The 24,681-nt window shown below is 58.1% G+C and carries 20 protein-coding genes and 1 pseudogene; 4 read left to right on the forward strand and 17 right to left on the reverse strand.

Translation table 11 applies throughout. The features are described 5' to 3' along the window. Window positions 1-38: 38 nt before the first annotated feature. Window positions 39-1,202, reverse strand: coding sequence for a type III PLP-dependent enzyme (locus tag KW837_RS22390; protein ID WP_123355945.1), 1,164 nt, complete (start codon window positions 1,200-1,202; stop codon window positions 39-41). A 579-nt stretch (window positions 1,203-1,781) separates the two neighbouring features. On the opposite strand from KW837_RS22390, the gene KW837_RS22395 reads away from it, so the two are divergent. Beyond that, window positions 1,782-2,702, forward strand: a complete 921-nt coding sequence (locus KW837_RS22395) for a hypothetical protein (RefSeq protein WP_218398660.1) — start codon at window positions 1,782-1,784, stop codon at window positions 2,700-2,702. Window positions 2,703-2,778: 76 nt separating this feature from the next. Here KW837_RS22395 and KW837_RS22400 read toward each other — a convergent pair whose 3' ends face one another. Genes KW837_RS22400 through KW837_RS22415 form a run of 4 tightly spaced genes read right to left on the reverse strand, consistent with a single transcriptional unit; the run spans window position 2,779 to window position 6,229 of the window. Further along, window positions 2,779-3,936: a betaine/proline/choline family ABC transporter ATP-binding protein gene (locus tag KW837_RS22400; RefSeq protein WP_218398661.1), complete on the reverse strand. Its 1,158-nt coding sequence runs from the start codon at window positions 3,934-3,936 to the stop codon at window positions 2,779-2,781. Continuing rightward, window positions 3,933-4,586 (reverse strand): ABC transporter permease, encoded by a 654-nt coding sequence (locus KW837_RS22405; RefSeq protein WP_063341568.1) that lies wholly within the window; start codon window positions 4,584-4,586, stop codon window positions 3,933-3,935. The genes KW837_RS22400 and KW837_RS22405 overlap by 4 nt, the downstream gene beginning before the upstream one ends. A 12-nt stretch (window positions 4,587-4,598) precedes the next feature. Continuing rightward, on the reverse strand, window positions 4,599-5,492 hold the full coding sequence (locus tag KW837_RS22410) for a glycine betaine ABC transporter substrate-binding protein (protein WP_218398662.1): 894 nt from the start codon (window positions 5,490-5,492) through the stop codon (window positions 4,599-4,601). A gap of 20 nt (window positions 5,493-5,512) precedes the next feature. Next, complete coding sequence (locus tag KW837_RS22415; protein WP_192346293.1) at window positions 5,513-6,229, reverse strand: ABC transporter permease; 717 nt, start codon at window positions 6,227-6,229, stop codon at window positions 5,513-5,515. 489 nt (window positions 6,230-6,718) lie between these two features. Between KW837_RS22415 and KW837_RS22420 the strand changes: the two genes are divergently transcribed. Together KW837_RS22420 and KW837_RS22425 are read left to right on the forward strand one after the other, a co-directional pair. Further along, on the forward strand, window positions 6,719-8,302 hold the full coding sequence (locus KW837_RS22420; RefSeq protein ID WP_123498922.1) for a peptide chain release factor 3: 1,584 nt from the start codon (window positions 6,719-6,721) through the stop codon (window positions 8,300-8,302). A 351-nt stretch (window positions 8,303-8,653) separates the two neighbouring features. Continuing rightward, on the forward strand, window positions 8,654-8,869 hold the full coding sequence (locus KW837_RS22425) for a hypothetical protein (RefSeq protein ID WP_123498924.1): 216 nt from the start codon (window positions 8,654-8,656) through the stop codon (window positions 8,867-8,869). A 178-nt stretch (window positions 8,870-9,047) separates the two neighbouring features. On the opposite strand, the gene KW837_RS22430 is transcribed toward KW837_RS22425, so the two are convergent. The 11 genes from KW837_RS22430 to KW837_RS22480 all read right to left on the reverse strand — a co-directional run bounded on the left by KW837_RS22430 (window position 9,048) and on the right by KW837_RS22480 (window position 22,681). Beyond that, on the reverse strand, window positions 9,048-10,028 hold the full coding sequence (locus KW837_RS22430) for a peptide ABC transporter ATP-binding protein (RefSeq protein WP_192346289.1): 981 nt from the start codon (window positions 10,026-10,028) through the stop codon (window positions 9,048-9,050). Further along, window positions 10,028-10,996, reverse strand: coding sequence for an ABC transporter ATP-binding protein (locus KW837_RS22435; RefSeq protein WP_218398663.1), 969 nt, complete (start codon window positions 10,994-10,996; stop codon window positions 10,028-10,030). The genes KW837_RS22430 and KW837_RS22435 overlap by 1 nt, the downstream gene beginning before the upstream one ends. A 10-nt stretch (window positions 10,997-11,006) precedes the next feature. Then, on the reverse strand, window positions 11,007-11,918 hold the full coding sequence (locus tag KW837_RS22440) for an ABC transporter permease subunit (RefSeq protein WP_095631254.1): 912 nt from the start codon (window positions 11,916-11,918) through the stop codon (window positions 11,007-11,009). A 10-nt stretch (window positions 11,919-11,928) separates the two neighbouring features. Then, window positions 11,929-12,939 (reverse strand): ABC transporter permease subunit, encoded by a 1,011-nt coding sequence (locus tag KW837_RS22445; RefSeq protein ID WP_007900379.1) that lies wholly within the window; start codon window positions 12,937-12,939, stop codon window positions 11,929-11,931. Window positions 12,940-13,012: 73 nt separating this feature from the next. Beyond that, entirely contained in the window at window positions 13,013-14,608 is a 1,596-nt protein-coding gene (locus KW837_RS22450) for an ABC transporter substrate-binding protein (protein WP_218398664.1), read from the reverse strand. A 75-nt stretch (window positions 14,609-14,683) separates the two neighbouring features. Next, complete coding sequence (locus KW837_RS22455) at window positions 14,684-16,117, reverse strand: OprD family porin (protein WP_218398665.1); 1,434 nt, start codon at window positions 16,115-16,117, stop codon at window positions 14,684-14,686. A 170-nt stretch (window positions 16,118-16,287) separates the two neighbouring features. Continuing rightward, the gene (locus KW837_RS22460) at window positions 16,288-17,889 is read right to left on the reverse strand and encodes an ABC transporter substrate-binding protein (protein ID WP_192346281.1); all 1,602 of its coding nucleotides are present in this window, start codon (window positions 17,887-17,889) and stop codon (window positions 16,288-16,290) included. A 295-nt stretch (window positions 17,890-18,184) separates the two neighbouring features. Further along, window positions 18,185-19,810 carry an ABC transporter substrate-binding protein gene (locus KW837_RS22465; protein WP_218398666.1) on the reverse strand — a complete coding sequence of 542 codons (1,626 nt, stop codon included), beginning with the start codon at window positions 19,808-19,810 and terminating at the stop codon, window positions 18,185-18,187. Window positions 19,811-20,068: 258 nt separating this feature from the next. Further along, a complete protein-coding gene (locus KW837_RS22470) occupies window positions 20,069-21,679 on the reverse strand; it encodes an ABC transporter substrate-binding protein (RefSeq protein WP_218398667.1) in 1,611 nt (536 codons plus the stop codon). 281 nt (window positions 21,680-21,960) lie between these two features. Beyond that, on the reverse strand, window positions 21,961-22,194 hold the full coding sequence (locus tag KW837_RS22475) for a hypothetical protein (RefSeq protein ID WP_218398668.1): 234 nt from the start codon (window positions 22,192-22,194) through the stop codon (window positions 21,961-21,963). A gap of 4 nt (window positions 22,195-22,198) precedes the next feature. Continuing rightward, window positions 22,199-22,681 carry a hypothetical protein gene (locus KW837_RS22480; RefSeq protein WP_192346274.1) on the reverse strand — a complete coding sequence of 161 codons (483 nt, stop codon included), beginning with the start codon at window positions 22,679-22,681 and terminating at the stop codon, window positions 22,199-22,201. A 478-nt stretch (window positions 22,682-23,159) separates the two neighbouring features. Between KW837_RS22480 and KW837_RS22485 the strand changes: the two are divergent. Further along, window positions 23,160-23,511, forward strand: a pseudogene (locus KW837_RS22485) (DUF6124 family protein). Between the two features lie 172 nt (window positions 23,512-23,683). Here KW837_RS22485 and KW837_RS22490 read toward each other — a convergent pair. Further along, window positions 23,684-24,403 carry an SIMPL domain-containing protein gene (locus KW837_RS22490; RefSeq protein WP_218398669.1) on the reverse strand — a complete coding sequence of 240 codons (720 nt, stop codon included), beginning with the start codon at window positions 24,401-24,403 and terminating at the stop codon, window positions 23,684-23,686. Window positions 24,404-24,681: the final 278 nt, after the last annotated feature.

The following is a 24,681-nucleotide window of genomic DNA, read 5'->3' on the forward strand; positions in this document are numbered from 1 at the left end:
GACACGTCATGGGCTTTTTGATTTTCTGCGTGTGGTTTTTACACGTAGAACGACTTCAGCGGCGGGAAGCCGTTGAATTCAACAGCGCTGTAGCTGGTGGTGTACGCACCGGTCGACAACCAGTACAAACGGTCACCGATCGCCAGGTTCAGCGGCAGGCCGTACTTGTAGTTTTCGTACATGATGTCGGCGCTGTCGCAGGTTGGACCGGCGATGACCACTTCTTCCATCTCGCCTTTCTTCTCGGTCCAGATCGGGAACTTGATGGCTTCGTCCATGGTTTCGATCAGGCCAGAGAATTTGCCCACATCCGTGTACACCCATCGCTCGACGGCGGTACGGGATTTACGCGCGACCAGCACCACTTCACTGACCAGGATGCCGGCGTTGGCGATCAGCGAACGGCCTGGCTCGAGGATGATTTCCGGCAGGTCGTCGCCGAAGTCTTCCTTGAGGAAACGGATGATTTCTTCAGCGTAGGTTTCCAGGCTATTGGTGCGGGTGATGTAGTTGGCCGGGAAGCCACCGCCCATGTTGATCAGCTTCAGGTGGATGCCGTCTTCTTCTTTCAGGCGTTCGAAGATCACTTTGACCTTGGCGATCGCCGCGTCCCAGACGCTGATGTCGCGCTGCTGCGAACCAACGTGGAACGAGATGCCGTACGGCACCAGGCCCAGGTCGCGAGCGAGGATCAGCAGGTCCATGGCCATGTCGGTCTGGCAGCCGAATTTGCGCGACAAAGGCCAGTCGGCGGTGGTCGAGCCTTCAGTCAGGATGCGCACGTAGACTTTCGAGCCCGGAGCTGCCTTGGCGATGTTGCGCAGGTCGGCTTCGGAGTCGGTGGCGTACAGACGCACGCCCTTGTCGTAGAAGTAGCGAATGTCTTTGGATTTCTTGATGGTGTTGCCGTAGCTGATGCGATCCGGGCCGACGCCCTGGTTCATCACTTTGTCGAGCTCGTAGATCGAGGCGATGTCGAAGTTCGAGCCTTTTTCTTTGAGCAGGTCGATGATTTCAACGGCCGGGTTGGCCTTGACTGCGTAGTAGACCTTGGCGAATTCGAAACCGGCGCGCAGGTCGTCGTAGGCCTGGCTGATCATCGCGGTGTCGATCACCACGAACGGGGTTTCTTGTTTGTCGGCGAACGCCTTCATTTTCTGGAAGGTATCGCGCGCGAAATAGTCTTCGACGTTGATCGACATGCTGGGAACTCCTACTGGCAAACTGAAATTATCAATGGGTGCAAATGAACGCCCTCCGTATCCCCACTTTGGTTCGCCTACTTCCCAAGGCATGTCGCCGAAAGCAAAAAGGCCATGGGAGGCGGTGCTTTCCCTTGGCCTTGCTGTCTCGTCGTCAGTACTTGAGCCGGATGGATCGTTTCCAGCATGGACGTTCGGCGCGAACTTTAGGGCGTGAGGCGCTTGAGATCAACAAAAAATGTCGCGTTTTTGCACGCTTCCGTCGTGCGGTCCCGCTCAGCCTCTGATGTAACCGACCCACATGACAGGTTGATGTTCCCCTGATCCTTCATTTTTCGTCGGGTGCAGTGATCGACGAGATGGTTATAAGTGGTGGGTTTTAATCTCGAACAATTATGGCCAAGGCATCATTACTGTTATTTCTAGCAGGTGTGGGATGGCTGCGATCTTATTAAGGTAACAACACTTTTATTTTATCTGTGGGCTCTTTCGGGCACGCCATCAAAATGAACAGCTGTCGCTGTGGTGCTGTGTGTGTTTGTTTCTACCTTGAATATTAGTCGCAGGGAGTGCATGAAGATGAATAGAATAATTGTCTGGTTGATGGCATTAGTGCTGGCTGGCTGTGCGACACAAGAAGTTGCACCGGTCAAGGGGCAGGGTTCCGATGAGCAAGTTATCGAGTCTTCCGCGGTCGGTACATTAGGCGCGGCATCCGGCCCGGTGACCGCGCAATACCTCACGGAACGTTACCACAATAAGGTGAGCATGTGCGGCAATAACCCTTCTGCACCGGCCTTCCTGTGTTCGGGCGTGCTGTTACGTGCCACCCAACATTCCACCCAATTTCACTTCTGGAACCCGAATCCCACAGCTACCGGGGTTTCGTTTTCCTATCTGCGGGCGGACGCCAAGTTTAACAAACTGGTGTTTGGCTACAATAATGGCTTTATTTTTTATCCGATATTTTTTGCTCCTGGCGATAAGATGGATCCGGAAATACTCTGTTTCTTTCCGGTGGATGGGGCAACTAACAGTCGAGAACAACAGGGGTGCGGACAAGTTCCCGGCGTTCCTTCCGGAAGGCCCTGTCAGTCTCAAGGCATTAACACCGCAGCTCAATACATGACTCATTACAATAGCCATCCGTCCAAGTATGGCAAATTGTGCGGATTTGACGTTCGCGACGCTTTAGACCAGGGGGCAACCACTGCCTTCAATGAAGCGATTAAAGCACAGGGGATGGGTGGCACCTTTGCTTTCAATACGCAGAACGAATTCCGCATGGCCAAATGGGCTCAGAATATGGGTAAAACCCTCCCGGTCGAGGCGGTTTTCTATATCAACGATGCCGGTAAGGTGGGGGCGCAATATGACCAGCGAGACTTCAAGACGCAAACCGGCATCTGGATCCCGATGATCCGTATAACGTTTCCGCAAACGACCACTGCTGATGCGATCTTCCAGTTCATTCCCGCCGATCAGGCGATCTCCTCCTGATTGAACTACTTGGCCGCGCTCCCACAGGTACGGCGGAGAACCTGTAGGAGCGAGGCTTGCCCGCGAAGACGTCAGATCAGGCGACAGCAGTCTCGGCCGGCGAAACAATACTGGTCTTGCCCCCACGAGACTTGCCGGAGCTCAAGTACTCGGCAATCGATTCCTGAGTCACCTCACCCAGGAACACCCGCTCGGCATCCATCACCGGCAGCCACGAGCGGTTGAACTCGTACATGCGCGACAGCAGGATGCGCAAATGCTCGTCGTACGCCGCGGTGGCGTTGAACTCGCGCAGGTATTGCGCGCAGGTGCCGGTCTGGCGGTGCAGGTCGCGACGGCGCACGTAGCCCAAGGCTTTGTTGTCGGCACAGGTCACCACCACGTATCGACGGTCCAGTTCGTCCATCAATTCCAGCGCTTCGGCCACCGGCGTTCCCGGGCTCACCGAGGGCGCGTTGTCCGCCGCGTCTTCGGCTTTCACCAGCAACAGGCGCTTGAGGGTGCTGTCCTGGCCGACGAAGTTGCTGACAAAGTCGTCCGCCGGGTGCGCGAGAAGCGTGTCCGGATGGTCGATCTGCAGCAGTTTGCCCGCGCGGAAAATCGCGATCTTGTCGCCAAGCTTGATCGCTTCGTCGATGTCGTGGCTGACCATGATCACGGTCTTGTTCAGTGCCCGTTGCATCTCGAAGAACTCGTTCTGAATCATCTCGCGGTTGATCGGGTCGACCGCGCCGAACGGCTCGTCCATCAACAACAGCGGCGCATCCGCTGCCAGCGCGCGAATCACGCCGATCCGCTGCTGTTGGCCACCGGACAATTCACGCGGGTAGCGAGTCAGATACTGCTTGGGTTCGAGCTTGATCATGCTCATCAACTCGCGGGCGCGGTCGTGGCATTTCTGTTTGTCCCAGCCCAGCAGGCGCGGAACGATGGTGATGTTTTCCTCGATGGTCATGTTCGGGAACAGACCGATCTGCTGGATCACATAACCGATGTTGCGGCGCAGGGTCACGGCGTCGAGGTCAGTGGTGTCTTCGCCGTTGATCAGGATCTTGCCCGAGGTTGGCTTGATCAGGCGGTTGATCATCTTCAGCGTGGTGCTTTTACCGCAACCCGATGGCCCGAGGAACACACAGATTTCGCCTTCATTGACGGTCAGGCTCACCGAGTCCACGGCTTTCACATCTTTGCCGTTGCTTTGGAAGGTCTTGCTGAGGTTTTGAAGTTCGATCATTTCAGGAGTCCTTTTGGAGTCAGCGTGCGTTGCAGCCATTGCAGAAGCAGGTCGGCGAAGATGGCCAGGAGACTGACCAGCACGGCGCCGACGATCAGCATCGACATGTCGCTGCGGCTGATGGAAGCGAGAATGAGTACACCGAGGCCACCGGCACCGATGGTCGCGGCGATGGTCATTACACCGATGTTCATGACCACGGCGGTGCGGACACCGGCGAGGATCACCGGCACGGCAATCGGCAATTCGACCATGCGCAGGCGCTGGCCGAAGGTCATGCCAATACCGCGCGCTGCTTCGCGAATGCCAGGTTCCACGCCGGTCAGCGCCAGATAGGTGTTACGCATGATCGGCAGCAGGGAGTACAGAAACACTGCGGTGATCGCCGGCATCGGGCCGAGGCCCTGGCCGAATTTCGAATAGAACGGCAGCAGCAGGCCGAACAGCGCAATCGATGGCACGGTCAGCAACACCGTAGCGCTGGCTTGCAACGGGCCGGCCAGTGTCGGGAAGCGGGTCATCAGGATGCCCAACGGCACGCCGACCACAATCGCCAGGGTCACGGCGATGCCAACCAGGGTGATGTGCTGCCAGGTCAGGTGCAAAACCTGCGGCCAATCGAGATGGGAAAAGGCGTTCAAGAATTCCATGGCTTTTCCTCCTCAGTTGATGGGGTGCTGGCGCAGGAAATCTGCAGCAACGGATGAAGGACTTTCGTGATCGACATCGACCCGCGCGTTGAGCTGACGCATGGTGGCGTCGTCGAACAGTTCGGCCAGCGGCTTGAGCTCTTCGGCGAGTTTCGGGTGGGCGTCGAGGTAAACCTGACGCACCACCGGCGCGGCGGTGTAGTCCGGGAAGTAGTGCTTGTCGTCTTCCAGCAACTTGAGCTTGAAGGCGTTCAAACGACCGTCGGTGGTGTAGACCAGACCGGCGAACACCTGGCCATTGCGCAGGGCGGTGTAGACCAAACCAGCATCCATCTGCCGGATGTTTTTGCGGGTAAGGTTCATGCCGTAGAGGTCTACCATGCCGTCCAGACCATCGGAACGGTTGGCAAACTCGGTGTCCAGGGCGACGAGGTGATTGGTCTTCGCCTCAGCCTGCAGCACTGTGTTCAGCTCGCTGATGGTGTTGATCTGCGGATACGCTTTTGCGGTGTTTTCCGGCAGTGCCAGGGCGTAGGTATTGCTGAACTTCGACGGGGTGAGCCAGACCAGGCCTTTTTTCGCGTCGAGTTCTTTCACCCGGGCGTAGGACTGAGCGCTGTCGAGCTTGTCGGTGACGTGGTTGTAAGCCACCAGCGACACGCCGGTGTATTCCCACATCAAATCCAGCTGGCCACTTTCGTGGGCGCTGCGGGCGAGATTACTGCCCAGACCGCCGGTCACTTGGGTGTCATAACCCTTGGTGCGCAGGTATTGGGAAGTGATTTCCGCCAGCAGGGTTTGTTCGGTGAACACCCGGGCGCCGATGCGGATCACTGGTTTTTCAGCGGCTTGGGCAAATCCTGCGAACAGCAGGGCGCAGCCTAAAAATAAGCAGATTTTTTTCATGTTAATTCCTTTGCCGAGGCTTAAGACGGGCGCAAGCCGCGTTCGAGCCAGAGGCGGCTGGCGAGTGTCACCAGTCCGTCGAGCAGCAAGGCCAGCAGGGCGGTGCAGGCCGCGCCGAGCAGCAGTTGCGGCTGATTGTTCAGGGCGATGCCGGGGAAAATCAGGCTGCCCAGGCTGTTGGCGCCAATCAGGAACGCCAGCGGTGCGGTACCGACGTTGATCGCCAGTGCCACGCGCACGCCGCCAATGATGATCGGCACGGCGTTCGGCAGTTCGACCCGCCATAGCACCTGAGTCGGTGTCATGCCGATGCCAACAGCCGCTTCCTTGAGTGAACCCTGGACGTTTTTCAGCCCTTCGTAGGTGTTGCGCACAATCGGCAACAGTGAGGCGAGGAACAAGGCGAAGATCGCAGGGCCGCTGCCGATGCCGAGGATACCCAGGGCGATGGCCAGTACGGCGAGAGGCGGCACGGTGTTGCCGATGTTGAAGATCTGCATGAAGCGTTCGGCGCGGCCAACCATGGTCGGGCGGCTGAGGAAGATACCGGCGGGTATGCCCACTACAAGGGCGGCCAGCATGGAAACGAGGACGAGAATCAGATGAGCTTGCAGGTAAAACAACAAATCGTCGCGGTACTGTTCGATCGTGTTGATGCCAATCCAGTGGATCAGCAGGGCCAGAAGGGCGACGACAACCGCACCTCCTATCAGCCCCTTGCCATAGCGAATAGCCACAGGCGGACTCCTTTTTCTTTGTCGGCGAACGCAGTCCCGTGTGGCAATGCCATTCCTGGCTGCCGGGAAAACAACGTTCGCGAGAAGCAGCTCTTCATGCTGATAAAACCGCATGAGATCGAGCCATAAGCGCAGCCTCGTCAGGCCAACTTGCTGATTTTTCAGCCCCTGGTACGAGTGCCGTAACAGGGAAGTGGACGCCTCCACCTTTTAAAAGGTTCCATAATTAGCAGCAATTAGCTACCACGCATCTTGTTTGGCCCGTGTAGCAGCTGCCGAGCCTGCGAGGCTGCGTTCGGCGGCGAAGCCGTCGTAGAGTCGGCACGCTCGGTCTGCCTAATACACCGCAACGTCTGGTTTGACGACGGCTTCGCCGCCGAACGCAGCCTCGCAGGCTCGGCAGCTGCTACAGGGCGAACGGTGGTCCGTCAGGCTCGGTTTGCGCTATACTCGCCGCCCTTTTTTGAATCACCTGCCAGGCGATTTCCCATGACCAAACAGGCCGCCGAAGTCGCGAAACGCCGCACTTTCGCCATTATTTCCCACCCCGATGCCGGTAAAACCACCATCACCGAGAAGCTCTTGCTGATGGGCAAGGCGATTGCGATTGCGGGCACGGTGAAATCTCGCAAGTCCGACCGCCATGCCACCTCCGACTGGATGGAAATGGAAAAGCAGCGTGGTATCTCGATTACCACGTCGGTCATGCAGTTCCCGTATCGCGATCACATGATCAACCTGCTCGACACCCCGGGCCACGAAGACTTCTCCGAAGATACCTATCGCACTCTGACGGCAGTGGACTCGGCATTGATGGTCCTCGACGGCGGTAAGGGCGTTGAGCCACGGACCATCGCCCTGATGGACGTCTGCCGTCTGCGTGACACGCCGATCGTCAGCTTCATCAACAAACTCGACCGTGACATTCGCGACCCGATTGAACTGCTCGACGAAATCGAAGCGGTCCTGAAGATCAAGGCTGCGCCGATCACCTGGCCGATTGGTTGCTACCGCGATTTCAAGGGCGTTTATCACCTCGCCGACGACTACATCATCGTCTACACCGCTGGCCACGGCCACGAGCGCACCGACGTGAAAATCATCGAGAAGCTCGACTCCGATGAAGCCCGCGCGCACTTGGGCGACGAGTACGACCGCTTCGTGGATCAGCTGGAACTGGTGCAGGGCGCCTGCCACGAATTCAATCAACAGGAATTCCTCGACGGCCAACTGACACCGGTATTCTTCGGTACTGCATTGGGCAACTTCGGTGTCGATCACGTGCTTGACGCCGTGGTCAACTGGGCGCCGAAACCGCTGGCCCGTGTCGCCAACGAGCGCACCGTGGAACCGGTTGAAGAGAAATTCTCAGGTTTCGTGTTCAAGATCCAGGCGAACATGGACCCGAAACACCGCGACCGTATCGCCTTCATGCGGATCTGCTCTGGCAAGTACGAAAAAGGCATGAAAATGCGCCACGTGCGCACTGGCAAAGACGTGCGGATCGGCGATGCGCTGACGTTCTTCTCCTCTGAGCGTGAGCAGCTGGAAGAAGCGTTTGCCGGCGACATCATCGGTTTGCACAACCACGGCACCATCCAGATCGGCGACACCTTCACCGAAGGCGAAGTCCTGGGCTTCACCGGCATCCCGCACTTCGCCCCGGAACTGTTCCGCCGCGTGCGTCTGCGTGATCCGCTGAAATCCAAGCAACTGCGTCAGGGCTTGCAGCAACTGGCCGAAGAAGGCGCCACTCAGGTGTTCTTCCCCGAGCGCAGCAACGACATCATCCTGGGTGCCGTCGGTGTGCTGCAGTTCGACGTGGTCGCCAGCCGTTTGAAAGAGGAATACAAGGTTGAGTGCTCGTACGAGCCGATCACTGTTTATTCCGCGCGCTGGATTGATTGCGACGATAAGAAGAAGTTCGAGGAATTCCGGGTCAAGGCCGTGGAAAACCTTGCGGTCGACGGTGGTGGTCACCTGACCTACCTGGCTCCGACGCGGGTTAACCTGGCGCTGATGGAAGAGCGTTGGCCGGATGTGAAATTCCGTGCGACGCGTGAGCATCATTAAGCGCTGAGTCGTAACACCAAAGCCCCGATGCGTAAGCCTCGGGGCTTTTTTGTGCCGCCTCGGTCAACTGTGGGAGCGGCGGTGCGGCGATCCGACTTGCTCGCGAAAGCGTCGGGTCAGTCGACATCAATGTTGAATGAAAGGGCCCTTTCGCGAGCAAGCCCGCTCCCACATTGGATCATTGTTGTTAGTGGGTTTGGATATAACCCCTATTCCAAACCAATCTCCCCGCAAACGACATTTTCTGCTACCCGGTAGCGTACTGTCTGGAGAACCCGGTCAATCGGAACTAAATTTCATTCATTACCTGTCAGGCATCCGTGCTTCACCCCACAAAGGATGGAATCGGCTATGAGTATTTACCAACGCATTGTGTTGTTGCTTAAGGTTTTGGTGCTGCTGTCCCTCGGCACATCGGCGGTGGCGTGGGCGGAATGTGAGAACCACGAAACACAGGCCTTGAACGGGCAAGGCGTGCACAGCGAGCAGATGATCGCTGCGACCGAATCAGGCGATGATGATCCAGACGCCGATGAGGAAGAGGATGAGGAAGACACGCAAACGTAAATCACGGACAAAAGAAAACCCCTCGCCGGACTGATACGCAATCTGGTGGAAGGGGTCTGGTCAACTCGGTCCCTGTGGGAGCGGGCTTGCTCGCGAAAGCAATCTGTCAGTCGACAGAGATGGTGACTGAAACACCGACTTCGCGAGCAAGCTCGCTCCCATTTTTTTCAGGCCGTTTTTACGCCGCGCCGTCGAGGAATTGCTCGGCGTAGTGGCAAGCCACCTGACGGGTGTCGACCAGGCGCAGGAGCGGTTCTTCTGTGGTGCAGCGCTCGGTCGCATACGGGCAGCGCTTGTGGAAGGCGCAGCCGGACGGCGGGTTCAGCGGGTTTGGCAGTTCGCCGACGATCTTGATTTTCGGCTTGTTCGGGTCCGGGTGGATGGTCGGAGTGGCCGACAACAGCGCCTGGGTGTAGGGGTGCAGAGGGCGAGTGTAGATGTCCTCCTTCGGGCCCATTTCCACCGGACGGCCGAGGTACATCACCATCACGTGATCGGCGACGTGGCGCACCACCGCCAGGTTGTGGGAGATGAACACGTAAGCGGTGTTGAACTCTTGCTGCAAATCCATGAACAGGTTGAGCACCTGCGCCTGAATCGATACGTCCAGCGCCGAGGTCGGTTCATCCGCCACCAGCACTTTCGGTTGCAGCATCATCGCGCGGGCCAGGGCAATCCGCTGGCGCTGACCGCCGGAGAACATGTGCGGGTAGCGCTGGTAATGCTCAGGCCGCAAGCCCACCTGTTTCATCATCGCCTGGACTTTCTCGCGACGTTCCGAGGCGCTCAGGTTGGTGTTGATCAGCAGCGGTTCGGCGAGCTGATCACCGACTTTCTGTCGTGGGTTCAGCGACGCGTACGGGCTCTGGAACACCATCTGCACATCTTTGCGCAGCTGCTTGCGCTGAGCCTTGTCGGCACCCGCGACTTCCTGCCCGGCGATTTTCAAGGAGCCGGAGGACGGTTCTTCAATCAGCGTCAGGGCCCGGGCCAAGGTGGATTTGCCACAACCCGATTCGCCCACAACGGCGAGGGTCTTGCCGGCTTCCAGTTCGAACGACACACCGTTGAGGGCGCGCACGGTCGCATGCCCCTTGAACAGGCCACGGGACACTTCGTAGTGACGGGTCAGGTTGCGGGCGGTTAGTACGACGGCCATTACGCCACCTCCTGATTCAGCGGGTAGAAGCAGCGGGCGAGGCTGTTGCTTTTCTGGTCAAGGGCCGGACGCTGGGTGCGGCAGTTGTCTTGCACGTACGGGCAGCGTGGCGACAGCAGGCAGCCTTGCGGGCGGTCGTAACGACCGGGAACGATGCCCGGCAATGTCGACAGGCGCGCGGCGCCCAGGCTGTGTTCCGGAATCGCCTTGAGCAGTGCTTCGCTGTACGGGTGCGCCGGAATGTCGAACAGTTGTGGCACCTGACCGACTTCAACCGCTTGGCCGGCGTACATCACGCACACGCGCTGGGCGGTTTCGGCCACGACCGCGAGGTCGTGGGTGATCAGCACCAGGCCCATGTTCTGCTCTTTCTGCAGGGCCAGCAGCAGGTCCATGATCTGCGCCTGAATCGTTACGTCCAGCGCGGTGGTCGGTTCGTCGGCGATCAGCAGTTTCGGTTCGCCGGCAATCGCCATGGCGATTGCAACACGCTGGCTCATGCCGCCGGAGAGTTGATGCGGATAGGCGTCCATACGGCTGGCGGCGCCTGGGATTTCCACTTTTTCCAGCAGTTCGATGGCACGCTTGCGGGCGTCCTTGCGGGACATTTTCAGGTGCAGGCGCAGCACTTCTTCGATCTGGAAACCGACGGTGTAGCTCGGGTTCAGCGCGGTCATCGGGTCCTGGAAGACCATGGCCAGGTCTTTGCCGACGATTTGCCGACGCTGACGGTTGCTGAGCTTGAGCATGTTCTTGCCGTCGAAGTTCAGGGCATCGGCGGTGACGATCCCCGGATGCTCGATCAGGCCCATCAGCGCCATCATGGTCACGGACTTGCCGGAGCCCGATTCGCCAACGATGGCCAGCACTTCGCCCTTGTCCACGGTAATGTCGAGACCGTCGACCACCGGAACGGCGTTGGCGTCGCCGAAGCGAACGTTGAGATTCTTGATTTCTAACAGTGACATTTGAATCTCCTCAGGCGGCGTTCTTGAGTTTCGGGTCCAGCGCATCGCGCAGGCCGTCGCCCATCAAGTTGATTGCCAGCACGCTGAGCAAAATGGTCAAACCAGGCAAGCTCACCACCCACCAGGCACGTTCGATGTAGTCACGAGCCGAAGCCAGCATGGTGCCCCACTCAGGTGTTGGCGGTTGTACGCCAAGGCCGAGGAAGCCCAGTGCCGCGGCATCGAGAATTGCCGAAGAAAAACTCAAGGTGGCCTGAACGATCAGCGGCGCCATGCAGTTGGGCAGCACGGTGACGAACATCAGGCGTGGCAGACCGGCACCGGCCAGGCGCGCGGCGGTCACGTAGTCGCGGTTCAATTCGCCCATCACCGCGGCGCGGGTCAGACGAACATAGGACGGCAACGAAACCACGGCGATGGCAATAATGGTGTTGATCAGGCCAGGGCCGAGGATGGCGACAATCGCCACGGCCAGCAGCAGGGACGGCAGGGCCAGCATGATGTCCATCAGACGCATGATGGTCGGGCCGAGCACGCGCGGGAAGAACCCGGCGAACAGACCCAACAGGATGCCCGGAATCAGCGACATCACCACCGACGACAAGCCGATCAGCAAGGACAGGCGCGAACCGTTGATCAGCCGCGACAGCAGGTCGCGACCCAGTTCATCGGTGCCGAGCAGGAACTGGATTTGCCCGCCTTCCAGCCAGGACGGCGGGGTCAGCAGGAAGTCGCGGTATTGCTCGCTTGGGTCATGCGGTGCAACCCATGGCGCGAAAATCGCGCAGAAGATCACCAGCAGCATGAACATCAGGCCGGCGACGGCGCCTTTGTTCCTGGAGAACGCGTGCCAGAATTCTTTATACGGGGACGGGTACAGCAGGCTTTGATCGACTGCTACCGGTGTAATGAGAGTGGTCATGGTCTTGATCTCAGCGCTGATGACGGATGCGTGGGTTGGCAAAGCCGTAGAGGATGTCCACCACGAAGTTGACCAGGATCACCAGGCAGGCGATTAACAGGATGCCGTTCTGCACCACGGGATAGTCCCGTGCGCCAATGGCTTCGATCAGCCATTTGCCGATGCCGGGCCAGGAGAAAATGGTTTCGGTCAGGACCGCACCGGCCAGCAGCGTGCCGACTTGCAGGCCGACCACGGTCAGTACCGGAATCAATGCGTTACGCAGGCCGTGAACGAACACCACGCGCGATGGCGACAGGCCTTTGGCGCGGGCGGTACGGATGTAGTCTTCACGCAGCACTTCGAGCATCGACGAGCGGGTCATCCGCGCGATCACCGCCAGCGGGATGGTACCGAGCACGATGGCCGGCAGGATCAGGTGATGCAGGGCATCGAAGAACGCCCCGACGTCGTCGGCCAGCAGCGTATCAATCAGCATGAAGCCGGTGCGCGGCTCGATGTCGTAGAGCAGGTCGATCCGCCCGGACACCGGGGTCCAGCCCAGGCTCACCGAGAAGAACATGATCAGGATCAGGCCCCACCAGAAGATCGGCATCGAGTATCCCGCCAGGGAGATGCCCATCACCCCGTGGTCGAACAGGGATCCTCGTTTGAGTGCCGCGATCACCCCGGCCAGAAGGCCCAGGATGCCGGCGAATAACAGGGCGGCCATGGACAGTTCCAGGGTCGCGGGGAATAGAGAGCTGAACTCGGTCCAGACGCTTTCACGGGTACGCAGGGATTCGCCGAGATCGCCGTGGGCCAACTTGCCGATGTAATCCAGGTATTGGGCATACAGGGGTTTGTTCAGACCTAGGCGTTCCATTGCCTGAGCATGCATTTCGGGGTCGACTCTACGTTCGCCCATCATTACTTCCACGGGGTCGCCAGGAATCATGCGAATCAACGCGAAAGTCAGCAAGGTGATGCCGAAGAACGTGGGGATCAGTAACCCCAATCGGCGGGCAATAAAACTAAACATCGTGTGGTGTACCTCATCAGCCGGTTAGGCGTGCCCGGCAGCGCTGGGGTCAGCGATGCCGGGCGTTTCTTATCTACTTCACCTGGGTGGTGGCGAAGTTATTCGTGGTGAGGGGGCTAATGTGATAGCCCTCTACGTTGGTGCGCATTGCAGTGAACATACGGGTGTGCGCCATGCTGATCCACGGCTGGTCCTGATTGAAAATGGCCTGGGCTTGTTCGTAGAGCGCCGTGCGTTCGTCCGGGTCCACTTTAGCCCGTGCTTCGTCGATCAGCGCCTGGAACTTTTCATTGCACCAGCGAGCGTAGTTTTCGCCGTTCTTGGCCGCTTCGCAACTGAGCATAGGCGTCAGGAAATTATCCGGGTCGCCGTTGTCGCCAGCCCAGCCGGCGGACACCATGTCGTGCTCGCCGTTTTTCGCGCGCTTGAGCATTTCGCCCCATTCCATGACACGAATATCGATCTTGATACCAACCTTGGCCAGGTCGGCCTGCATCATCTGTGCGCCGAGCATCGGGTTCGGGTTGGTCGGGCCGCCGCCGTTACGGGTGAACAGGGTAAACGTGGTGCCTTCCGGTACGCCGGCGTCCTTGAGCAGGGCGCGAGCCTTGTCCAGATCACGCGGCGGGTTGGTCAGTTTGTGGTTGTAGCCCAGCAGGGTGTCCGGGTAGGGGTTGACCGCCACGGTCGCATTGCCTTTGCCGAACAACGCGTTGACGTACGCAGCCTTGTCGAAGGCGATGTCGATGGCTTTACGCACGCGCACGTCGCTCATGTACGGGCGGGCGGTGTTCATGGCGACATAGGACACTGTCATCGCGTTCAGCTCATCAACCTTCAGGTTGGTGTCTTTCTTGATGCTCGGGATATCATCCGGTTTCGGATACAGCGCGATCTGACACTCGTTGGCCTTGAGCTTTTGCAGGCGCACGTTGTTGTCGGTGGCAATCGCCAGGACCAGCGCTTCAGCCGGTGGCTTGCCACGGAAGTAGTCCGGGTTGGCCTTGAAGCGAACCTGAGCATCCTTGGCGTAACGCTGGAAGACGAACGGGCCGGTGCCGATCGGCTTGTTGTTCAGGTCGCCGGCCTTGTTGGCCTTGAGCAACTGATCGGCGTACTCGGCGGAGTAGATCGAGGAGAAGGCCATGGCGATGTCGGCCAGGAACGGCGCTTCACGGCGGGTCAGGGTGAATTTGACCGTGTTGTCGTCGACTCTCTCGACGCTTTTGAGCAGCTCTTTGAAGCCCATGCTTTCAAAGTACGGGAAGCCCACGCTCGACAGTTTGTGCCATGGGTGTTTCGGGTCCAGCTGTCGCTGGAAGCTCCAGACCACGTCGTCGGCATTCATGTCGCGGGTCGGCTTGAAGTAATCGGTGGTGTGAAACTTGACGCCTTTGCGCAGGTGGAACGTGTAGGTCAGACCGTCGTCGCTGATGTCCCAGGACTCGGCCAGTGCCGGGATCACTTCAGTGGTGCCGGGCTTGAAGTCCGCCAGACGATTGAAGATGGTTTCGGCCACCGCATCGGCTGTGACTGCAGTCGTGTATTGGGCCATATCGAAGCCTTCCGGGCTGGCTTCGGTACAGACCACCAAGGGTTTGGCCGAGACGCCGACGGCGACACTCAGCAACGCGGCAGCGATGGCCGCTCGTAGGGGAAGCATTTTCATCTAGAGCCCTCTGCAATCGGTTGAACAGAAAAGCCAGACGGCCGACTCATCATGAGTCAGCCGCCGGCATGGGTTTTACAAAATATTGAACGGGATGGTGGTCACGAGACGGAACTCGTTGATGCTGCCATCCACCTGGTTTTCGCTGGCGCGGTGAGCGGTGTAGGTCGCGCGGATAGCGGTGGCCTTGAGTGGACCGCTCTGTACGGCATACGAAGCACCGATGCCGTATTCATAGTGGTGTTCGCCATCCTGGTTCTGGATACCGTCGTAACCCTTGTCCGCCACGCCGCCGTTGCCGGTGTAGTGAGTGCCGTCGATGCCCCAGCCGCGAGCCTGGTAGATGTTGAATTTCAGGCCAGGCACGCCGTATTCAGCCATGTTCAGACCGTAGGCAATCTGGAAGGACTTCTCGTTCGGGCCGTTGAAGTCCGACAGCAGGGAGTTGGCCAGGTAGATGCCGTTGGTTTCGTGCAGGTAGTCGAAGTACTCGTTACCGTTAATTTCCTGGTAAGAGAAGGTCAGGCTGTGAGCCTGGTGGGTCAGGCCGAACGACAGGGAGTAGGTGTCGTTATCGATCTTGCCGATAAGGGCTTTACCTTCTTCCTGGGTTTTGTAGTAGTTCAGGCCAGTGGTCAGGCTCAGGATCGAGCTGTCGCCCAGCACATGGCTGGCGCCGAAGTAGTACTGGTTCCACAGGTCTTCAGCCTGGGTGCCCCATAGACTGGTGGTCAGGCTGGCAAATGGCGTGTAAGTGATACCGGCCGTGTGGACGTGATCGGTTTCAACGATGCCGTTGGCGTATTCGGTGCGGAACTTGCGCTGGCTTTGTTCGGTTCGTGGAGAGTTGCGATCGAACGTGCCGACGTCGAAGCTCAGGTTTTCCAACTCTTCGCTGTGCAGGCTCACACCCTGGAAGCTCGAAGGCAACGCACGGTTACCGATGACATCGACCATCGGGCTGCTGAAGTTCTGGCGGCCAGCAGTGAGGGTGGTGTTGGACACGCGGGCCTTGACGTTGGCCAGGCCCAGCTTGCTCCACTGGCCGACGGCGTCGCCACCTTCCTCGGTCAGTGTGCGGTTGTTGCCCGCGCCAGAACGGGTACCCGGTGCGCCACCATTATTGGACGCCAGATCCTTGCGATCACGATCCAGAGCAATAGCGTTGTAGGCCGCCACTTCGGTGCTGAAACCTACGGTGCCTTCGGTGAAACCGGAGTTGTACTTGAGGATAGTGCCCTGAACCCAGTTGATACGACGATCAGTCGGGGTCGATACACCATTCTTCTTGTAGCTGAACGTGGCGCCGCGCTTCAGTTGCTCATTGGCATACCAGTTACGCGTGCTGCCGGTGATCGATTGGCCTTCGACAAAGCCTGTGGCTTCACTCTGGGCACTTTTCTCTTTAACGGTAACCGGCGTAAATGCCTGGCTTTGGGATTCTGCGTACGCCGTGGCGGTCACGCTGCTGATGGCCAAGGCCAATAACGCGGTGCTGCTCAGTTTCATGGGTGAAGCTCCTTGTTTTCTTTTTTTATGCCGGTCTTTTTTTGGTGATCCGGCTATTTGGTTAGAACACATTTAAGGCATTGCAAACGTTTGCTACAGGCCAGATTGGCGAATTACGGCAATACGCTTGCGTGGGAGCGCAAGCCCCCCCAGCGATTCTGGCTAATCGGTTATTGGTCGATACTGACGCCCGAGAACACGTTACGACCGAAAGGACTCACCTTGAATCCTTCGACTTTGGCGCTCAACGGCTGGTTGACCGTCGAGTGGGCGACCGGCGTGATGGGCACCTGCTGCTTGAGGTACTGCTGCGCCTGTTTGTAGAGCACCGTGCGCTGGTCACGGTCAGTGACGACTTTGGCCTGCTTGATCAGCTTGTCGTAAGCCGGATCACACCACATGGAGTAGTTGTTGCCGCCAATGGCATCGCAGCTGTACAGCGTGCCGAGCCAGTTGTCCGGGTCGCCATTGTCACCGGTCCAGCCGATCAGGCTGATGTCGTGCTCGCCGTTCTTGGTGCGCTTGATGTACTCGCCCCATTCGTAGCTGACGATCTTGACCTTGAGGCCGATCTTCGCCCAATCCGCCTGGAGCATTTCGGCCATCAACTTGGCGTTGGGGTTGTACGGACGCTGAACCGGCATGGCCCAGAGGGTGATTTCGGTGCCTTCCTTGACGCCGGCGGCCTTGAGCAATTCCTTGGCCTTTTCCGGGTTGTAGGCGGCGTCTTTAATCGTCTCGTCGTAGGACCATTGAGTCGGTGGCATGGCGTTCATTGCCAGTTGACCGGCGCCTTGATAGACGGCGTTGAGAATGCCTTGCTTGTTAACCGCCATGTCCAGCGCCTGGCGCACTTCGAGCTGGTCGAACGGTTTGTGCCGCACGTTATAGGCGATGTAACCAAGGTTGAACCCGGGCTTTTCGATCAATTGCAGTTTCGGATCGTTTTTCAGCGCGGTCACGTCGGCGGGGCGTGGGTGCAGGGTGATCTGGCATTCGTTGGCCTTGAGCTTCTGCACGCGCACCGAGGCGTCGGTGTTGATGGCGAAAATCAGGTTGTCGAGCTTGACCCGGCTCGGGTCCCAGTACTGCTTGTTGCCGCTGTAACGGATATTGGAATCTTTCTGGTAGCTCTTGAACACGAACGGGCCAGTGCCGATCGGCTTCTGGTTGATGTCGCTCGGCTTGCCGGAGGCCAGCAGCTGATCGGCGTATTCGGCGGACAGGATCGCAGCGAAGCTCATGGCGATGTTCTGGATGAACGCGGCGTCGACGCTGTTGAGCGTCATCACCACGGTCAGCGGCCCGGTCTTCTCGACCTTGGCGATGTTCTTGTTCAGGCTCATCCCGTTGAAATACGGGAACTCGGTTGGATAAGCCTTGCGGAAGGGTTGCTGCGGATCGAGCATGCGATTGAAGGTAAAAAGCACGTCATCGGCGTTGAAATCGCGGGTCGGCGTGAAGTATTTGGTGGTATGAAATTTCACCCCTTCGCGCAGGTGAAAAGTGTACTTGAGGCCGTCCTCGGAAATATCCCAGCTCGTTGCCAGGCCCGGTACGACGTTGGTGGCGCCTTTTTCAAACTCTGCCAATCGGTTGTACAGCGGCTCGGCGGCGTCGTTATCGGTCGCCGTGGTGTATTGCGCGGTGTCGAAGCCCGCCGGGCTGCCTTCGGAGCAGAACACCAGGCTGTTATTGGCGGCCTGGCTAACGGAAGTGACGGCCAGCAGGCCGGTGCCCAGCAATGCGGATAAAACCAAGGTATGGCGCATGACGCTCCCTCTTTTTGTAGTGTTTATTCAATGCGCCGCGACCCCGAGTGGGGGGCTGCATTGAGCTCAAACCAATACGGGCAGCAAACCGATAGCCACGCAATCGCTGGTCAGATCCCGACGGTAGGTGCCGTGGGTCTGGCAGTAAATGCGCTGAGTCCTAAAGACTCGTAGGAAAAGGCAACGCGTCCTAACCCCTAGCTGCGTCAGACAGCGGATTAGGATGTAGGCAAATTCCTATCTTCTCGGCAGAAAAAAGCAGCGGCGTCGCTGAAAACGTCGCCGCTGCCTTTTCTTATTTGCTGACGCTAACGCCGTAGAAGGAGTTCAAGCCAAACGGGCTGATCTTGAAGTCCTGCACGTTGTTGCGCATGGGTTGGAACACCGTCGAGTGAGCGATAGGTGTCATTGGAACAGCATCTTTGAGGACGTGTTGCGCCTGCTTGTACAGTTCGGTGCGCTTGGCCTGATCGGTCGTGCGTTTGGCTTCCTTGACGATGCCGTCGAACTTCTTGTCGCACCACTTGGAGAAGTTGTTGCCTTGCAGCGAATCGCAGCCGAACAGCACGTTCAGCCAGTTGTCCGGGTCACCGTTGTCGCCGCTCCAGCCAATCAGCATCGCGCCGTTTTCGCCGCCTTTGGAACGCTTGATGTACTCGCCCCATTCGTAGGTGACGATCTTGGCCTTGATACCGATCTTGGCCCAGTCGGACTGGAGCATTTCGGCCATCAGCTTGGCGTTGGGGTTATAGGGACGTTGCACCGGCATTGCCCACAGGTTGATCTCGGTGCCTTCCTTGATGCCGGCTTCCTTGAGCAGCTCTTTGGCTTTCTCAGGGTTGTATGGCGCGTCCTTGATGGTGGTGTCATAAGACCATTGGGTCGGTGGCATGGCGTTGACGGCCAGTTGGCCAGCGCCCTGGTAAACCGAATCGATGATCTGCTGCTTGTTGACGGCCATGTCCAGTGCCTGACGCACTTTCAACTGAGCCATCGGGTTTGGCTGATCGCTGCCCTTGATTTTGTCCATCACGTTGTAGGCGATGTAACCCAGGTTGAAACCGGCCTGGTCAGGCACCTTCAGGGTTTTGTCTTCCTTCAACGCTTTCAGATCGGCCGGACGAGGGAACAGGGTGATCTGACACTCGTTCTTTTTCAGCTTCTGGATGCGTACCGACGGGTCGGTGGTGATGGCGAAGATCAGGTTATCGATCTTCACGTCGTCAGGCTTCCAGTAGTCCTTGTTCCCGGTGTAGCGGATGTTGGAGTCTTTCTGGTAGCTCTTGAACACGAACGGGCCAGTACCGACCGGCTTCTGGTTGATGTCGGCGGCTTTGCCTTCCTTGAGCAGCTGGGCAGCGTACTCAGCGGACTGGACCGAGGCGAAACTCATGGCCATGTTCTGGATGAACGCGGCATCAACTTCTTTGAGCGTGAACTTGACGGTGTGGTCGTCGACTTTATCGATCTTGGTGATGTTGGTATCCATCCCCATGTCGGTGAAGTACGGGAATTCAGTCGGGTACGCCTTACGGAACGGATCATCCTTGTTAATCATGCGATTAAAGGTGAACAGCACGTCGTCGGCGTTGAACTCACGAGTTGGCTTGAAGTACGGGGTGGTGTGGAACTTGACGCCTTCGCGCAGGTGGAAGGTGTAAGTCAGGCCGTCATCGGAAATGTCCCACTTGGTCGCCAGGCCAGGAATAACGGCGGTGCCGCCGCGCTCGAACTGGGTCAGGCGGTTGAACATGGTTTCTGCAGAGGCGTCGAAGTCGGTTCCGGTGGTGTACTGACCAGGATCGAAACCGGCCGGGCTCCCTTCGGAGCAAAACACCAGGTTAGTCGCCGCTTGGGCGAATGGTGCGCTGGCTAACAAGCTTGCGCCGACTAAAAACGGAATGACCGCGTGTTTAAGCATGGTGGCCTCATGATTTGTTGTCATTTTTGGAATTAGAGGACGACCTCGTGAGTCGACCTGCGGATACTTATGCAGGGGCCATACCCAATGCAAGATCCTGAATGGCTCCAAACCTTAAACAGTGGCACGAACGTACCTTAATGTCGCATATGTATAAATTCCCGCACATTTGACCGTTTGCGCAGGTTTTTTACGGTGCAAAACGCGCACCGACACGGGGCAACCGGGGCGTCTGGTGCACCCGGTTGGCGCCTGGTGTTACTTATTTATACCCACTCCATAGAAGGGTGTAAGGCCGAAAGGGCTGATCTTGAAGTCGGTGACTTCCTTGCGCAGTGGCTGGAACACGGTCGAGTTGGCGACAGGCGTGATAGGTACTTGTTGCTTAAGGATTTGCTGTGCCTGCTGGTACAGTTTGACCCGCTGCTGTTTGTCAGTGGACACCTTCGCTTGCTGCACCAGCTTGTCGTAGGCCGGGTCGCACCATTTGGCGTAATTGCTACCTTTCACCGCAGCGCAGCTGTAGAGCACGCCGAGCCAGTTGTCCGGGTCACCGTTATCGCCGGTCCAGCCGTAGATCATCGCGTCGTGCTCGCCGTTCTTAGCGCGCTTGATGTACTCGCCCCACTCATAGCTGACGATGTTGGCCTTGATCCCGACTTTCTCCCAATCCTGCTGGATCATCTGCGCCGACATCCGGGCGTTGGGGTTGGAGGCACGCTGCACGGTCATGGCCCACAAATTGATGGTGGTACCGGGCGCAACCCCTGCTTCTTTTAGTAGCGCGCGGGCTTTGGTCGGGTCGTGCGGTGCATCCTTGATGGTCGGGTCATAGGACCATTGCGCCGGGGGCAGGGCGTTCTGCGCCAGCTGCCCGGCACTCTGGTAGACCGCTTTGATGATCGCCGGTTTATCGATAGCCATGTCCAGCGCCTGACGGACCTTGAGCTGGTCCAGCGGCGGATGGGTTACGTTGTAGGCGAGGAAACCGAGGTTGAAACCGGCCTGTTTGAGCACGGTCAGGTTCGGGTCTTTCTCCATGACTTCGATGTCTGCCGGGCGCGGGTAGCCGCTGACCTGACACTCGCCGGCCTTGAGCTTCTGCAAGCGCACGGCGGCATCGGGGGTGATCGAGAAAATCAGGTTATCGAGTTTCACGTCCTCGGGCTTCCAGTAGGCCTTGTTGGCGGCGTAGCGGATCTGCGAGTCCTTTTGATAGCGCTTGAACACGAACGGGCCGGTGCCGACCGGTTTCTGGTTGAGGTCGGCGGCTTTGCCTTCCTTTAACAGTTGGGCGGCGTACTCGGCGGACTGCACCGAGGCGAAGCTCATGGCGAGGTTCTGCACGAACGCGGCGTCGATGTTGTTCAGGCTGAAGCGCACGGTGTGGTCGTCGATCTTGTCGATGCTTTTGATCGTGGTGTTCAGGCCCATGTCGGTGAAGTACGGCGATTCGGCGGGGTAGGCTTTACGGAAGGCATTCTGCGGGTCGAGCAGGCGCTGGAAGGTGAACAGGACGTCATCGGCGTTGAAGTCGCGGGTCGGGGTGAAGTAGTCGGTGGTGTGGAATTTCACGCCGTCGCGCAGGTGGAATGTGTAGCTGAGGCCGTCCTTGCTCACATCCCAACTTGTCGCTAATCCGGGTTCGACTTCGGTGCCACCGCGTTTGAATTGGGTGAGGCGGTTGAAGACGGTTTCGGCTGAGGCGTCGAAGTCGGTGCCGCTGGTGTATTGGCTGGGGTCGAAGCCGGCGGGGCTGGCTTCTGAGCAGTAGACCAGGGTGGTGGCGGCTTGGGCGGTTTGTGCGAGTGATGCGGTTGTAGCGAGGGCGAGAGCAAGCAGAAGTGGTTTGACGGTGGTTCTTTCCATGGAGTCCCCGTGGGTTTGGCGGCGGTGTTTTTCTGAGGGTAGCGTTGTTGGCGGGGCGGGCGGAAATATCGTTTTTTGAGGGGGCCCCCTCTATCCGGGCATAGTCGGCCGGTTTTTGCGTTGATGGCGGACTGTAGGAGCTGCCGAAGGCTGCGATCTTTTGATCTTGAAAATCAACGTCATAAGATCGCAGCCTTCGGCAGCTCCTACGCAAAGCGGTGTCAGGCGGGCGTTGTGGGTGAAGTGAATTCCGTTTCACGTTGCTTGAATGAGCGCATGGCTCACGCCGCATACCGGGTCCGACTAAAAAACAGCGCAGCCCCGAGGGCGATAGCATTGGTTGAAACGATGCCCAGATCGAAGCCTGCGATGAAAGGCGGCAGCATCAAAATACTCGAAAACCCCAGAGCGACCAGCGCAATGCCCAGCCATTTTCTGAGGCCATAGGATTTCAGATAGAAGAACAACAGCAGGAACACTGCATAAGCCACGGCGTACAGGCCATATTCTTTCATGGTCTCACCCGCCTTGAGTCTTGATGATCATGGACGATGCTGAGTGCTGAGGGCCTATGCCGCCGCTGACCTGTGCATCCAGGCTGACGATGACATCGCCGGCGTGATAAGTCGGCAATGTGCTCAGCGTGAACTCGCGGACTGCCCATCCCACCGGGATGGCCGCAGCGGGCATGAATTTACCTGCCGCTGCGGCGAAAACACCACTGGTGAGGTTGGCGATACTTGTTCGTTGGGCATTGAGTAAATCCCCCTGTAGCCGGGTCAGGGGTTTGGAGATCCCGACCATCATTTGGCAAGGCAAATCCTTGGCGAGCATTTTGTCGTAGAGCTCCACCACCAGATTGCTCACTTCATAGTGGGCGGCTTTCGCTTCACCAAAATGCAGTGTTCTGAGGCCACCCCGTTCACTGGCTGACAGAGTGAAGCGCGATACGTTGAAGACAATTCCATGGTTGCCGGAAAACTGATCCCTTTCAAACTTCAATGCTCGCATCCTTATCGAGTCTGGAAAGGCAGGGAGTTTCTCTTAGCTCCTGGGCTTTCGCAAATGCAAAATCAAAAGCAGATGACACCGCCCTGCTGTGTGCGGGCTTGCTCGCGAAGGCTGCCTGACAACCGGCCAATCTGTTAATGGGTGTTTAAGAAATTAGTCTTGGCCATAGAGCTTTCCCACGCATTTTTCAGGTTGCCGGGTAGGAAGCAGTGCCTCTAATCTTTGGCTGTCGCTGAAAAATCAGTGATCGGGAGTGAGATCCCGGCTAAACGATTGGAAACCCACGCGAGCCACTCCATAATTGCCGCCAGCTTATCCGCTGCCAGCAAATGCGTTATGGCGGCTGTGTGCGGGCAGACCTCGGTCTGGCCGGGTTCCTTTTGCCGGTAATCTCACACCGCACATAGCTGCCACCTCTTCGCCGAGTGAGATCGGAAATTGATGGCTCCAACTTCAAAAGGAAAATTGCATGGATAAGTTAATCCCGGACCCACCCTTCAACACCACCACCCCCAACGCCGAAGCCTTGCGCACCGAAGAATTACTCAAAGACCGCGAAGCCATAAAACGCGCCCTCAATTACTACCTCGATCCACCCGCCCCATACGCCCCGACACCCCGTCGTCCCAGCACGATGTATATGATCGCCCCCAACATGGATACCGAAAGCCTGTTGGCACTCGGCCAGCGTCCTGGCCAGTGATTTCGCCACCCACCTGATCGGCCCGCAGCGCAACACAGTGTTGGCGATTCAACAAATCATCATGTTGGCGGAGCTGGCGGTGAACCGAGCGTTGGATAACGTCGATCCGCAGGTGTAGGCAGGCGTTCGGTCAAGTTGACCGTGTCATCGTTCTTCGCGAGCAAGCCCGCTCCCACAGTTGATTTGTGTCGTACACAAAATTTGTGAATGACGATGAAAAACTGTGGGAGCGGGCTTGCTCGCGAAGGCGGTGGATCAGTCACTACAAAACTGACTGACCCGCCATCGCATCAAGGCATCAACACTTCAATCGCCCCATCCGCCGTCATGCTGACCTGGCTGGTCCCGGCTTCAACTTCTGGCGTCACCGGTGCCGAATCCATGCCGGCAGCGGCTTTCATCATCATCGGCCCGCGCATGTACGGTTGTGGATAACCGTTGCTGTTGAGGTTCAGGTTGACGATTTTGTAGCTCTTGCCGCCCAGGGCGTCGGTGGCCAGTTGGGCACGGGACTTGAAGGCGGTCACGGCTTCCTTGAGCAGGGCGTCTTCGCTGGCTTTGCGGGTTGGGGTGGCGATGGCGAAGTCCATGCCGCCCATTTTCAGGTCGGTGAGCAGTTCACCGGTGAGTTTGGAGAGGGCGGCGAAGTCCGAGCTTTCCAGGCGCAGTTCGGCGCGTTCACGCCAACCGATGATTTTCTGGCCTTTGGTGTCGTAGATCGGGTAGCTGTTGCGGCTGCCCTGGCGCAGGGTGATGTCTTTGACTTCTTTAGCCTGTGCCAGCGCCTTGTTTATGGTGGTGCTGACGTCGGCGGCGAGTTTGGCCGGGTCGCTGTTTTGCTCTTCGGTGTAGAGGGTCACGATCATCAGGTCGCGGGCCACTTCCTGGCTGACTTCGGCGCGCAGGGAGATCTGGTTGTAATGCAGTTCGTCGACGGCCAGGGCCGGAAGGCTGGCGACGGTGCCAACGCTTAAGGCAAGAAGGGCGGCGCTGCGGCGCAATGTGTGCATGAAAAGCTCCTTGGACGATGCGCAGGGGTTAAGGTCCGAACCTGCGTGAAACCATCAGACTCTAGCTTCAATGGTCCGGTTCGCACAGTTACAACTTCTATACAGATAATCAGCAGGTGGCTGCTTCGCAGCCAATCGCGGGCAAGCCACGCTCCCACAGGGGAACGCATTCCAATGTGGGAGCGTGGCTTGCCCGCGAAGGCGTCCTTATAGACGCAGCAATTCTTTCTGCCATGTGGTCGTTTGCCGCACTTTTGCCTCTCAGGCCCGCGGCTTGG

The organism is Pseudomonas sp. PDM24, from assembly GCF_019218905.1.
In the GTDB taxonomy this organism is placed as follows: Bacteria; Pseudomonadota; Gammaproteobacteria; order Pseudomonadales; family Pseudomonadaceae; genus Aquipseudomonas.

What these genes read in the sequence shown, in the direction of transcription:
- KW837_RS22450 (WP_218398664.1), bottom strand. Translation starts at nt 14,608, where the DNA reads ATGAAAATGCTTCCCCTACGAGCGGCCATCGCTGCCGCGTTGCTGAGT.
- KW837_RS22435 (WP_218398663.1), bottom strand. Translation starts at nt 10,996, where the DNA reads ATGTCACTGTTAGAAATCAAGAATCTCAACGTTCGCTTCGGCGACGCC.
- KW837_RS22445 (WP_007900379.1), bottom strand. Translation starts at nt 12,939, where the DNA reads ATGTTTAGTTTTATTGCCCGCCGATTGGGGTTACTGATCCCCACGTTC.
- KW837_RS22490 (WP_218398669.1), bottom strand. Translation starts at nt 24,403, where the DNA reads ATGCACACATTGCGCCGCAGCGCCGCCCTTCTTGCCTTAAGCGTTGGC.
- KW837_RS22470 (WP_218398667.1), bottom strand. Translation starts at nt 21,679, where the DNA reads ATGGAAAGAACCACCGTCAAACCACTTCTGCTTGCTCTCGCCCTCGCT.
- KW837_RS22455 (WP_218398665.1), bottom strand. Translation starts at nt 16,117, where the DNA reads ATGAAACTGAGCAGCACCGCGTTATTGGCCTTGGCCATCAGCAGCGTG.
- KW837_RS22460 (WP_192346281.1), bottom strand. Translation starts at nt 17,889, where the DNA reads ATGCGCCATACCTTGGTTTTATCCGCATTGCTGGGCACCGGCCTGCTG.
- KW837_RS22405 (WP_063341568.1), bottom strand. Translation starts at nt 4,586, where the DNA reads ATGGAATTCTTGAACGCCTTTTCCCATCTCGATTGGCCGCAGGTTTTG.
- KW837_RS22400 (WP_218398661.1), bottom strand. Translation starts at nt 3,936, where the DNA reads ATGATCGAACTTCAAAACCTCAGCAAGACCTTCCAAAGCAACGGCAAA.
- KW837_RS22475 (WP_218398668.1), bottom strand. Translation starts at nt 22,194, where the DNA reads ATGAAAGAATATGGCCTGTACGCCGTGGCTTATGCAGTGTTCCTGCTG.
- KW837_RS22425 (WP_123498924.1), top strand. Translation starts at nt 8,654, where the DNA reads ATGAGTATTTACCAACGCATTGTGTTGTTGCTTAAGGTTTTGGTGCTG.
- KW837_RS22395 (WP_218398660.1), top strand. Translation starts at nt 1,782, where the DNA reads ATGAATAGAATAATTGTCTGGTTGATGGCATTAGTGCTGGCTGGCTGT.
- KW837_RS22420 (WP_123498922.1), top strand. Translation starts at nt 6,719, where the DNA reads ATGACCAAACAGGCCGCCGAAGTCGCGAAACGCCGCACTTTCGCCATT.
- KW837_RS22465 (WP_218398666.1), bottom strand. Translation starts at nt 19,810, where the DNA reads ATGCTTAAACACGCGGTCATTCCGTTTTTAGTCGGCGCAAGCTTGTTA.
- KW837_RS22440 (WP_095631254.1), bottom strand. Translation starts at nt 11,918, where the DNA reads ATGACCACTCTCATTACACCGGTAGCAGTCGATCAAAGCCTGCTGTAC.
- KW837_RS22410 (WP_218398662.1), bottom strand. Translation starts at nt 5,492, where the DNA reads ATGAAAAAAATCTGCTTATTTTTAGGCTGCGCCCTGCTGTTCGCAGGA.
- KW837_RS22430 (WP_192346289.1), bottom strand. Translation starts at nt 10,028, where the DNA reads ATGGCCGTCGTACTAACCGCCCGCAACCTGACCCGTCACTACGAAGTG.
- KW837_RS22390 (WP_123355945.1), bottom strand. Translation starts at nt 1,202, where the DNA reads ATGTCGATCAACGTCGAAGACTATTTCGCGCGCGATACCTTCCAGAAA.